The sequence below is a fragment of the Stenotrophomonas sp. AS012628 genome (genome assembly GCF_010608305.1).
Taxonomy (GTDB): Bacteria; Pseudomonadota; Gammaproteobacteria; order Xanthomonadales; family Xanthomonadaceae; genus Stenotrophomonas; species Stenotrophomonas geniculata.
In genome coordinates this window covers 39,266-51,197 of the sequence record NZ_VMBJ01000016.1, presented here as the reverse complement: position 1 = coordinate 51,197, position 11,932 = coordinate 39,266, and the positions used below count along the sequence as shown (strand labels likewise).

Sequence of the window (11,932 nt, the reverse complement as noted above, 5' to 3'; positions counted from 1 at the left end):
GGCTCAGTCCCGCACCAGCCCGCCATCGACCACCAGATTCTGGCCGGTCACCGCACGCGACCACGGGCTGGCGAAGAACAGCGCGGCATCGGCGAATTCGGTCGGCGTTGTGACGCTGCGCAGCGGGGTGTTCGCAGCGATGTAGTCGAACACCGCTTCGGGCGTGGCGGCACTGGCATCGGTGGTGCGCAGCAGGCCGCCGGACAGCATGTTTACCGTGATGCCATGCGGGCCGAGGTCGCCGGCCAGGGTGCGGGTCAGCGACAGCAGTGCGGCCTTGGCGGCGGTGTAGTCGTGGTAGGGCACCACCGGGTTCTGGAACAGGTTGGTGCCGATGTTGATCACGCGGCCGAAGCGGCGGGCCTGCATGCCGGGCAGGGCGGCCTGCACGGTGTTCAGCGCGCCGCGCACGCTGCCCTCGAACTGTGCCTGGAAGGCGGGCCAACCGATGGTGGCGGCACTGTCGCGGGCATCACCATTGAACGAGAACGCCGCCAGCGCGTTGTTGACCACGGTTGTCACGCCTTGCCCGAAGTGGGCCAGTGCCTGCTGCAGCATCGCATCGACCTGGCCGCGGTCGGTGACGTCGGCCGGCAGTGCGATCGCCTGTCCGCCCAGCTCGGCAGCCAGGGCACGTGCGGCGCCTTCGCTGCGGTGGTAATTGACGATGACGCGCGCGCCCTGTGCGGCGAAGGCGCGGGCGATGTGCTGGCCAAGGCCGCGGCCAGCGCCGGTGACCAGCACCAGCTGTTCGCTGATCTGCATGAGGGAGCTGCCATCCATTGCATGAAAGGGCATGCAGCGTAGCAGCGATGGCGCTTGCCGGAGCGGGCGTGCTGCCGCTAGCCTGCAGGCATGAACCAGACTCCCCTGCGATTGCTCATTCACGGCGCCTCCGGGCGCATGGGCCAGGCCCTGCTGCGGCTGGCCGCCGAACATCCCGAAACCCTGCAGATCGTGGCTGCAGTGACCGGCCGTGCGCCGGCGCAGCGCGTGGTCGACGGCGTGCCGTTCTTCGGTGCCAGCGAACTGCCCGGCGCGCCGGTGTTCGACGTGGCGATCGACTTCAGCCTGCCGGAGGGTTTCGACCCGATGCTGGCGTTGTGCGTGGAGCGGGGTGCCGGGCTGGTGTCGGGCACCACCGGGATCTCCAGCACGCAGCGCCAGGCGCTGGACGCGGCGGCTGCGAAGATCCCGCTGGTCTGGGCCTCCAACTTCAGCCTGGGCGTGGCGGTGCTGGACGAGTTGGTAGAGCGCGCGGCGCAGGCATTGGCCGGCTGGGACTGTGACATCGTCGAGTCGCACCACACCCAGAAGAAGGATGCGCCGTCGGGCACCGCGCTGACCTTGGGCGCGGCCGCGCAGCGGGGTGGGGCGGAACCGCACTACGCCAGCCTGCGCGCCGGTGACATCGTCGGCGAGCATCTGGTGCAGTTCACCGGGCTGGGCGAGCGCATCGAGCTGGTGCACCGGGCCACCAACCGCGACATCTTCGCCCGCGGCGCCCTGTTCGCCGCCCGCCAGCTGCACGGCCGCGCGCCGGGCAGCTACCGGGTGCGCGATCTGCTGGACGGGCCGCGTTAACCGGTAGCGCCGGGCCGTGCCCGGCGTCGGTGTCGGTTCCGCCGGGCATGGCCCGGCGCTACCAGCGGGCGCCGCATACGCCGCCGGATTGAAATGAATACGCAATCGCCTGTTCATGAAGCGCGATAACCGCTGGCGCGAGCGCCCCGGCAGCGCTACAATTCGCACTCGCCGAATCACGAAAGCCGGACCGGTCCCAGACCGTACGTCCGCGCTTTTTTGCAACCGGATTTCCGTGAAGCGCAGGCGTGACTTCGGCAGCCCCCTCGGTAGCCAAAGTGAGATTCCCGTGACCCAAGCCGCAATCCTCGTCCTCGAAGACGGCACCGTATTCGAGGGCGAATCCGTAGGCGCGCCCGGCCTGTCCGTCGGTGAGGTGGTGTTCAACACCGCCATGACCGGCTACCAGGAAGTGTTGACCGACCCGTCCTACGCCCGGCAGATGGTCACGCTGACCTATCCGCATATCGGCAACACCGGCATGACCGACCAGGACAATGAAGCGTCCAAGGTGTGGTCGGCCGGCCTGATCGTGCGCGACGTTCCGCGCCGTCCCAGCAACTGGCGCAGCCAGGTGTCGCTGCAGGACTGGCTGATCCAGCGCGGCGTGGTCGCCATCGCCGGCATCGACACCCGCAAGCTGACCCGCATCCTGCGCGAGAAGGGCGCGCAGAACGGCGCACTGATGGCCGGCGACATCGACGTGGAAAAGGCACTGGAAGCCGCCCGCAAGTTCCCGGGGCTGAAGGGCATGGATCTGGCCAAGGTTGTCACTACCGAGAAGACCTACACCTGGACCGAGGGCCAGCTGGACCTGGATGCCAACGCCTTCGTCAGCGTGCCGTCCCGGTTCAAGGTCGTGGCTTACGACTTCGGCGTGAAGACCAACATCCTGCGCATGCTGGCCGAGCGTGGCTGCGAAGTGACCGTGGTACCGGCGCAGACTCCGGCCGCCGAAGTGCTGGCGCTGAAGCCGGACGGCGTGTTCCTGTCCAATGGCCCGGGTGACCCGGAACCGTGCGACTACGCCATCGAAGCGATCAAGACCTTCATCGACGTGAAGATCCCGACCTTCGGCATCTGCCTGGGCCACCAGTTGCTGGGCCTGGCCTCGGGCGCGCAGACCATGAAGATGGGCCACGGCCACCACGGTGCCAACCACCCGGTGCAGGACCTGGACAGCGGCCGGGTGATGATCACCTCGCAGAACCACGGCTTCGCGATCGATGAAGCGACCCTGCCGCCGACCCTGCGCGTGACCCACCGTTCGCTGTTCGACGGCACCAACCAGGGCGTGGCCCGCACCGACGTGCCGGCGTTCTCGTTCCAGGGCCACCCGGAAGCGTCGCCGGGCCCGACCGACGTCGGTCCGTTGTTCGACCGCTTCGTGGTGCTGATGGAGCAGGCCAAGGCGTGATCAGTACGCCGCCGGTCCCCCGGTGGCGTCGCGATGGACCGTAAACCCCGCATCGCTGCTGCCCCCTGCGCGGCGCTGCGGATCAAGATTCCTGATCGACAGCGTGCGATCACCCCCCTTGTCACGCTGTACTGACTTAGAGAAGAAAATGCCCAAGCGCACTGACCTCAAGACCATCCTCATCATCGGTGCTGGCCCGATCGTCATCGGCCAGGCCTGCGAGTTCGACTACTCCGGCGCCCAGGCCTGCAAGGCCCTGCGTGACGAGGGTTACCGCGTGGTGCTGGTCAACAGCAACCCGGCCACGATCATGACCGACCCGGAGATGGCCGACGCCGTCTACATCGAGCCGATCAACTGGCAGACGGTCGAGAAGATCATCGCCAAGGAAAAGCCCGACGCGCTGCTGCCGACCATGGGTGGCCAGACCGCGCTGAACTGCGCGCTGGACCTGGCCGACAACGGCGTGCTGGAGAAGTACAACGTCGAACTGATCGGCGCCAAGCGCGAAGCGATCCGCATGGCCGAAGACCGCGAGCTGTTCCGCGTGGCCATGGGTGAGATCGGCCTGGAATGCCCGACCGCCGCCGTCGCCCACACCCTGGACGAAGCGCTGGAGATCCAGACCCGCGTCGGCTACCCGACCATCATCCGCCCCAGCTTCACCCTGGGCGGCAGCGGTGGCGGCATTGCCTACAACCGCGAAGAGCTGGTCGAGATCGTCAGCCGCGGCCTGGAACTGTCGCCGACCACCGAAGTGCTGGTGGAAGAGTCGGTGCTGGGCTGGAAGGAATTCGAGATGGAAGTGGTCCGCGATACTGCGGACAACTGCATCATCGTCTGCTCGATCGAAAACCTGGACCCGATGGGCGTGCACACCGGTGACTCGATCACTGTGGCGCCGGCGCAGACCCTGACCGACAAGGAATACCAGCGCCTGCGCGATGCCTCCATCGCCGTGCTGCGCAAGATCGGTGTCGATACCGGTGGCTCGAACGTGCAGTTCGGCATCAACCCGAAGACCGGCCGCGTGGTGGTCATCGAGATGAACCCGCGCGTGTCGCGTTCCTCGGCGCTGGCCTCCAAGGCCACCGGCTTCCCGATCGCCAAGGTCGCCGCGAAGCTGGCCGTGGGCTACACCCTGGACGAACTGAAGAACGAAATTACCGGTGGCCTGACCCCGGCCTCGTTCGAGCCGTCCATCGACTACGTCGTCACCAAGATCCCGCGCTTCGCCTTCGAGAAGTTCCCGGCTGCCGATGCACGCCTGACCACCCAGATGAAGTCGGTGGGCGAGGTGATGGCGATGGGCCGCACTTTCCAGGAGTCGGTGCAGAAGGCCCTGCGCGGCCTGGAAACCGGCAAGGTCGGCTTCGACCCGACCGGCCTGGACCTGAGCAACGAAGAAGACCTGCAGACCCTGCGTCGCGAGCTGAAGGCGCCGGGTCCGGAGCGCCTGTTCTTCGTCGCCGATGCGTTCCGCGCTGGCATGAGCGTGGAAGAGATCTACGCACTGTCGTTCATCGATCACTGGTTCCTGGATCAGATCGAGGAAATCATCGCGGCGGAAGCTGAAGTCACTGCCGGTGGCATCGATGCGCTGGACGCTGCACGCCTGCGCAAGCTGAAGCGCGCTGGCTTCTCCGACGCGCGCCTGGCGCAGCTGACCGGTACCAACGAAGCCGCCATCCGCGCGCTGCGTCGTGCGCACAAGGTACGCCCGGTCTACAAGCGCGTGGACTCCTGTGCGGGTGAGTTCTCCACCGGTACCGCCTACCTGTACTCGACCTACGAGGACGAGTGCGAGGCCGCGCCGAGCAACCGCGACAAGATCATGATCCTGGGCGGTGGCCCGAACCGCATCGGCCAGGGCATCGAGTTCGACTACTGCTGCGTGCACGCGGCACTGGCGCTGCGCGAGGATGGCTATGAAACCATCATGGTCAACTGCAATCCGGAAACCGTGTCGACCGACTACGACACCTCCGACCGCCTGTACTTCGAACCGCTGACCCTGGAAGACGTGCTGGAAATCGTCGAGCTGGAACAGCCGAAGGGCGTGATCGTGCAGTACGGCGGCCAGACCCCGCTGAAGCTGGCGCGCGCGCTGGAAGCCAACGGCGTGCCGGTGATCGGCACCAGCCCGGACTCGATCGACCTGGCCGAAGACCGTGAGCGCTTCCAGCAGCTGGTCGACAAGCTGGGCCTGAAGCAGCCGCCGAACCGCATCGCCCGCAACGACCAGGAAGCCCTGCTGCTGGCCCGCGAGATCGGCTACCCGCTGGTGGTGCGCCCGAGCTACGTGCTGGGCGGCCGTGCGATGGAGATCGTCTACGGCGAAGCCGACCTTGCCCGCTACGTGCGCGACGCGGTGAAGGTGTCCAACGATTCGCCCGTGCTGCTGGACCGCTTCCTCGACAACGCCGTCGAGTGCGACGTCGACATCATCGCCGACAAGGATGGCAACGTCCTGATCGGTGGCGTGATGGAGCACATCGAAGAAGCTGGCGTGCACTCGGGCGATTCCTCCTGCTCGCTGCCGCCGTACTCGCTGTCGGCTGAAACCCAGGCCGAACTGCGCCGCCAGGTGGTGGAGCTGGCCAAGGCCCTGAACGTGGTCGGCCTGATGAACACCCAGTTCGCGATCCAGACCAGCGACGAAGGTGCCGACACCATCTACCTGCTGGAAGTGAACCCGCGTGCCTCGCGCACCGTGCCGTTCGTGTCCAAGGCCACCGGCATGCCGCTGGCCAAGATCGCCGCCCGTTGCATGGCTGGCAAGAGCCTGGCCGAGCAGGGTGCAACCAAGGAAATCGTGCCGGACTATTACTCGGTGAAGGAAGCGATCTTCCCGTTCGCCAAGTTCCAGGGCGTCGATCCGATCCTCGGGCCGGAGATGCGCTCCACCGGTGAAGTGATGGGCGTAGGCCGCACCTTCAACGCCGCCTTCGCGCGTGCGCAGGAAGCCGGTGGCATCAAGGCGCCGCCGGTCGGCAAGGCCTTCGTTTCGGTGCGTGATCCGGACAAGAAGCGCGTGCTGCCGGTGGCCAAGGCGCTGCTGGCGCGTGGCTACAGCCTGGTCGCCACCCGTGGCACCGCCGCGTGGCTGCAGCAGCATGGCATGGACTGCGAGATCATCAACAAGGTGGTCGAAGGCCGTCCGCACATCGTCGACTCGATCAAGAACGGCGAGATCGTCTACATCGTCAACACGACCGAAGGTCGTTCGGCGATCAACGACTCGTTCTCGATCCGTCGCGAGGCACTGCAGCATCGCGTCACCTACTCGACCACCATTGCCGGCGCCAAGGCGCTGGTGGATTCACTGGAATTCCGCGGCACCGGCCCCGTCTGGTCGCTGCAGGAGCTGCACAAGGAGTTGAATGCATGAGAGCCCCCATCACGATGAAGGGCGCGCAGAAGCTGCGCGACGAACTGGATCACCTGAAGTCGGTCAAGCGCCCGAAGGTGATCGCCGCGATCGCCGAGGCGCGTGAGCACGGTGACCTGAAGGAGAACGCCGAGTACCATGCCGCGCGCGAGGAACAGGGCTTCATCGAAGGCCGCATCAAGCAGCTGGAAGGTGAGCTGTCGCACGCCGAGATCATCGACGTGAGCAAGCTCAATGCCGGCTCCAAGGTGGTGTTCGGCGCCAGCGTGACGCTGGCCGACGTGGAAACCGACGAAGAGAAGAAGTACCAGATCGTTGGTGACCTGGAAGCGGACATCAAGCTGGGCCTGATCGCGATTTCCTCGCCGGTGGCGCGCGCGATGATCGGCAAGCTGGAAGGCGATTCGATCGTGATCGACGCCCCGGCCGGCCAGCGCGAGTACGAGATCGTCAGCGTCAGCTACGTGGACTGACCACGTGGCGACGGCGACCCTGCTGTTGCCTGCACGCAGCCGCTTTGCCGCGGCTGCGCTGCCGGACGATGTGGCGCGTGCGCTCGGCCGTGCCACGACGGTGCAGGTCGCACCGGGCGAACGCGCACAACTGACGCGCCATTTCACGGTTGCCGCGCCGCACTGGCCGGTGGCCGCGTTGACCCGCCAGCGCGACGTCGGCGATGCGGCCGGCGCCTGCTGGCTGCGTGCCGACCCGGCCTGCATGGTGCCGGACATGCACGGCGCGCGGATGATGGCCTACGGCGAAACACTGCGGCCGACCTTGGCGGACAGCCTGGCGTTGCTGCCGGTGCTGCAGCCGCTGTTTGCCGATGCCGGATTCGTGCTCGACGCACCGGATCCTTCGCGCTGGTACCTGCGGCTTCCGATCGACCTGGCCCTGCCGGACTTCGACAGTCCGGACGAGGTGCTGGGCGATGACCTGTTCTCTCACCTGCCCGAAGGCGAGGGCGGCCGCCGCTGGCGGGCGCTGATGACCGAAGCGCAGGTACTGCTGCACAACCATTCCTGGAACCAGCAGCGCGCCGTGCAGGGACAACAGCCGATCAATTCGCTGTGGTTCTGGGGCGGTGGCGTGATGCCGGTGTCGGTCAGCACGCCGCACGCACAGGTGCGTAGCCGCGATGTCCTGTTGCAGGGCCTGGCCCTGGCGGCTGGCGTCGCCGTGGACGGCGAGCAGGCGGTGGATGCATTGGTGGATCTGCGCCAGCTGCGTTCCCTGCAGCAGCTCGGCAATGAAGCGATCCGTCCGCTGCTGGCCGCGCTCAAGCGTGGTGAGCTGCAGCGGCTGGTGCTGGATTTCGAAGACGGCCTGCAGTTCCAGCTGGACCGTGGACAGCGCTGGCAGTTCTGGAAGAAGCCGCGCCAGCTTCACGATGCCTGAAGCATCCAGGTAGCGCCGGGCCACGCCCGGCGGGTGCCCTAGCGGAACTCCGAAACGTAGGTCGGCAGCTGCCAGGTGGAGGCGCCAGAGCCACTGCAGGTGCCGCCGACGTACTCCATGGCCAGCTGCATCCGCTGCCCATCCCACGACCAGTAGCGCCCGGTTTCGCAGCGATCCTGGTCGGTCTCCACGGTTTCCTCGAGAAAGACCGCCTCGGGCGAGCGCGCAAAGAGTGCGCCCTGGGTAATGAATACGGGATTGAACGGCGCCTGGTCGTTGATCACCCACGTGCCCGCCGGCACGTTGAGCGCCTGGGTGTGGCAGACAACAGAGGCGAGCAGGTGATGATCGTCCAATCGCTGGATGGCGATGGAATGCGGCGCGGTCTGCTGCACATTCGGGGCGCATGCCCAGTCGACCTTGCTGCTGGGCTGAAGCAGGCGGCGCAGGTCCTCGCGGTCCTCCAGGTGTACGTCTTCCTCATGCGGCTCGACCGCCATGGATGGCGTGGCAAGCTGTGGCTTCGGGAGGGCGGGTGGCACGCGCGACTCCGGTCTATGCCCTCGTCTCACCAGCGCGCCAGGCGTCTCCAGGCGCTGCTGGAACTGATCCATCTTCAGCATCAGCGCGGCTGCGCCGGATGCGGAGAGCGACCATGCCTGGCCCTTGCTGTCGGTGACGCTGATGGGTGAATGCTCGATGAGGGCTGCACTGAACGCCTGCACCTGGGCCGGTGTCAGCGTTGCATGCTCCGTCGCCGACTCCAGTACGCCGATGCTGCCGGCGGGCGTTCCATCCAACCGCAATTGCAGTTCGCCGGTAGGGGACTGTGCCTGCGCTTCGGGATCGTCAACGCTGTCGCGGGCGAGTGTCAGCCGGATCTCCACCGCGGCTCCGGGGCCGCCATTGCGCTCGATCAGCGCGGCCAGCCTCAGCGGCGCCAGTGCGCCGACACCGGCGAGACGACAAGTGCGCGTGTTGTCGCAGGCCATGAACCAGTCGCCATCGGCGAACGATCCGCCCACCGCATCCGTGGCCGAAGCAGCCGAAGGCATCATCAGCAAACCCAGCAGGAACAGGGGCGCCTGCAGCAGAGAAAGGGTGCGCATTCAACGAACCTCGCTGACCAGGGTCGGCAGGTTCCAGTGCCCGCCCGGGATGCCGCGACACAGGCCCGTACTGAACGCGCTGCTGGGTTGGAATCTGCGACCGTCCCATGCCCAGTCCGAGCCGGAAACGCAGTCGCCGATGCCCCGACCCTTGTAGCGCGCATACAGCGTGCGGTCTTCACGCGAGAAGCCCTCGGCTTCCAGTGTGACCACCTCCGCCGCATACGGTGGCTGATCGCGCGCGATCCAGAAACCATTGCTGTAGTTGTACGCACCCATCTGGCACAGCGCTTGGACCAGCACATGGCTGCCGTCCAGGCGCTCGATCACCATTTCCGGAGTTCCCGTGTACTCGACCAGGTGCGGACAGTCGTCGCTGTCGCCGATCGTGGCAATCAGGGCGTCGCGCAGCGCTTCGCTGGTACCCAGTGCACGGTCGCCGGGTCGAGCGGCCGCCAGCGTGGCGCGCACGATCACCGGTCTGGCCCGTGCAGCCGGCACGCTTGCCTCGGAACGGGTGCCACGCCGCACCAGGGCGCCGGGTGTTCCGATCCGCCCTTGTGCCTCGTCCATTTTCAGCAGTACGGCGGCAGCCCCACGGTCGGAAATCGGCCAGCGGGTGCCGTTGTTGTCGATGACCTCGATGCGGGCCCGGCCGGGCAGGGCGGCGAGCAGTGCTTCAACCTGCGCGGGACGCAGCGTCACGGCCTCGTCGGCGCCGGTGTCCTGCACCGGGCCCAGATCACGGTCGTTCACCAGCAGGCGCATCGCTCCTTCAGGCATTGCGCTTTCGCCATCCTCGCCCACCCGCAGCCGCGCCTTCACTGTTGTACCGGGACCGCCGGCACGTTCCAACATCAGGCCCAGCAGGCTGTCTGCGTTTTCCGGTCCATAACCCGCGGCACGGCAGGTGCCGGTGTTGTCGCAGGCCAGGAACCAGTCGTGGTGCACGAACTCGATACCGGGTGTGACCGGCGTGTTTGCGGCATGACTGGCAAGCGGCAGCAGCAGGCCTACAATCAGTGCGCTCAGCGGGCGGTACATGGCGAATTCCGTTTCAGAAGCGAACAAGCATGGGCGATGGCCGCGCCTGCGCCAAGCCCGGGAAGAGCCGGGCACGCCGAGCGGGTATCATGCGCGGGTCTTCCGTCACCCGGCGATGCCGATGTCCCTTGCCGCCGATGCTGTGCAGTCATCTCCTGATACGCCGACGATCCGCCGCCGCGATGCGGTCGCGCCCGGAAGCTGGCCGGAGGGCACGCTGCCGCTGCTGGCGCGCCTGTACGCTGCACGCGGCGCGCATACCCCGGAGCTCGCGCAGCCGAAACTGGGCAATCTGCACGCCCCCGAGCTGCTGACCGGCATCGACGATGCGGTGGGCTTGCTGGTCGAGGCCATCGCCAACGACAAGCGCATCCTGGTGGTCGGCGATTTCGATTGCGATGGTGCCACCGCCTGCGCGGTCGGCGTGCGTGGCCTGCGCATGCTCGGCGCGCAGCATGTCTTCCACGCGGTGCCCAACCGCATGGTGCACGGCTACGGCCTGTCGCCGTCGCTGGTGGAGGAGCTGGCCGCGCTGCAGCCGGACCTGCTGGTCACGGTCGACCACGGCATTGCCTGCCACGCCGGTGTCATCGCGGCCAAGGCGCGTGGCTGGCAGGTGCTGGTCACCGATCACCATCTTCCCGGTCCGCAGTTGCCGCCGGCCGATGTCATCGTCGATCCCAATCTCGACGGCGACGCCTTCCCCAGCAAGTCGCTGGCAGGCGTCGGCGTGATCTTCTACGTGCTGATGGCGTTGCGCCGGCAGATGCGCGAGGCCGGTGTCTTTGCCGATGGCAAGGGACCGGACCTGACCACGCTGCTGGACCTGGTGGCGGTCGGCACCGTCGCCGATCTGGTGGCGCTGGACCCGAACAACCGGGCGCTGGTCAGCGCGGGCCTGCGCCGTCTGCGCGCAGGGCAGGGTTGTGTCGGCCTGCGTGCGCTGATCGAAGCCAGTGGCCGTGACGCCACGCGACTGACGGCCACCGACATCGGCTTCGCACTCGGCCCACGCCTGAACGCGGCGGGCCGGCTGGAAGACATGGCGCTGGGCATCGCGCTGCTGCTGACCGAAGACCCACGGCAGGCGCGCGAGATCGCGCAGACGCTGGAGCAGATCAATGCGGAACGGCGCGCCGTGCAGCAGTCGATGACTGACGACGCCGAGCAGGCGTTGACCCGCGTGGTGCTGGACATGGCTGGCCAGCGACCGGTGGCGGCCTGCCTCTTCGATGCAGACTGGCATCCGGGCGTAGTTGGCCTGGTCGCGTCGAAGATGAAGGATCGCTTGCATCGCCCGGTGATCGCCTTCGCACCGGCCGAGCCGGGCGCCGACACCCTGCGTGGCTCGGCGCGCTCGATCCCCGGCCTGCATATCCGTGACGCACTGGCATTGGTCGATGCGCGCCATCCGGGCTTGATCGAACGCTTCGGCGGCCACGCCATGGCGGCCGGCCTCAGCCTGCGCCTCGATCACGTCGATGACTTCAAGGCGGCCTTCGTCGCCGTGGTGCTGGAAATGCTCGACCCGGCCGCGCTCCAGCAGCAGGTACTCAGCGACGGCGAACTGGCGGCGGACGAACTCGACCATCGCCACGCCGACGCGCTGCGTCTTGCTGGACCGTGGGGCCAAGGCTTCCCCGAGCCGCTGTTCGACGGCCACTTCGAAGTGGCCAACTGGCGCGTGCTGAAGGAACGCCACCTCAAGCTGGAACTGCGCCTGCCAGGCGTACCCGGCACGATCAACGCGATCCACTTCGGCGGCTGGCACGGGAACGCGCCGGGCCGCCACGTGCATCTCGCCTACCGCCTGGCCTGCGACGACTACCGCGGCGGCAGCGCCATCCAGTTGATCATCGAGCACTGCCTGCCCGCCTAGGAAAGGGTGCCAGACGCCAAGGTAGCGCCGGGCCACGCCCGGCGGACGACTTCAGTGTTGGAACGGTAACCCCGTCTGCCATGCTGAAGCGTTGAACCGTCCACGATCCC

9 protein-coding genes are annotated in these 11,932 nt (G+C 67.2%); 6 read left to right on the top strand and 3 right to left on the bottom strand.

Annotated elements, in window-relative coordinates; all coding sequences use genetic code 11:
- Positions 1 to 3: 3 nt before the first annotated feature.
- Positions 4 to 783: a 3-oxoacyl-ACP reductase gene (locus G5A07_RS09595; RefSeq protein WP_053442948.1), complete on the bottom strand. Its 780-nt coding sequence runs from the start codon at positions 781 to 783 to the stop codon at positions 4 to 6.
- Between the two features lie 120 nt (positions 784 to 903).
- Between G5A07_RS09595 and G5A07_RS09590 the strand changes: the two genes are divergently transcribed.
- The 5 genes from G5A07_RS09590 (at position 904) to G5A07_RS09570 (ending at position 7,790) form a co-directional block, all read left to right on the top strand.
- Entirely contained in the window at positions 904 to 1,584 is a 681-nt protein-coding gene (locus tag G5A07_RS09590; protein WP_057502904.1) for a dihydrodipicolinate reductase C-terminal domain-containing protein, read from the top strand.
- Between the two features lie 289 nt (positions 1,585 to 1,873).
- Positions 1,874 to 3,001 (top strand): glutamine-hydrolyzing carbamoyl-phosphate synthase small subunit, encoded by a 1,128-nt coding sequence (gene carA / locus G5A07_RS09585; protein WP_010482524.1) that lies wholly within the window; start codon positions 1,874 to 1,876, stop codon positions 2,999 to 3,001.
- A gap of 148 nt (positions 3,002 to 3,149) precedes the next feature.
- Positions 3,150 to 6,392: a carbamoyl-phosphate synthase large subunit gene (gene carB / locus G5A07_RS09580; RefSeq protein WP_191863213.1), complete on the top strand. Its 3,243-nt coding sequence runs from the start codon at positions 3,150 to 3,152 to the stop codon at positions 6,390 to 6,392.
- Between the two features lie 8 nt (positions 6,393 to 6,400).
- A complete protein-coding gene (greA, locus tag G5A07_RS09575) occupies positions 6,401 to 6,865 on the top strand; it encodes a transcription elongation factor GreA (RefSeq protein ID WP_026347191.1) in 465 nt (154 codons plus the stop codon).
- Between the two features lie 4 nt (positions 6,866 to 6,869).
- Complete coding sequence (locus tag G5A07_RS09570; protein ID WP_191863212.1) at positions 6,870 to 7,790, top strand: phosphoglycerate mutase; 921 nt, start codon at positions 6,870 to 6,872, stop codon at positions 7,788 to 7,790.
- A gap of 38 nt (positions 7,791 to 7,828) precedes the next feature.
- Here G5A07_RS09570 and G5A07_RS09565 read toward each other — a convergent pair whose 3' ends face one another.
- A complete protein-coding gene (locus G5A07_RS09565) occupies positions 7,829 to 8,782 on the bottom strand; it encodes a DUF1176 domain-containing protein (protein WP_262405883.1) in 954 nt (317 codons plus the stop codon).
- Positions 8,783 to 8,899: 117 nt separating this feature from the next.
- The gene (locus tag G5A07_RS09560; RefSeq protein ID WP_191851263.1) at positions 8,900 to 9,943 is read right to left on the bottom strand and encodes a DUF1176 domain-containing protein; all 1,044 of its coding nucleotides are present in this window, start codon (positions 9,941 to 9,943) and stop codon (positions 8,900 to 8,902) included.
- Positions 9,944 to 10,064: 121 nt separating this feature from the next.
- Between G5A07_RS09560 and recJ the strand changes: the two genes are divergently transcribed.
- Positions 10,065 to 11,822, top strand: a complete 1,758-nt coding sequence (gene recJ / locus G5A07_RS09555; RefSeq protein ID WP_191863211.1) for a single-stranded-DNA-specific exonuclease RecJ — start codon at positions 10,065 to 10,067, stop codon at positions 11,820 to 11,822.
- Positions 11,823 to 11,932: the final 110 nt, after the last annotated feature.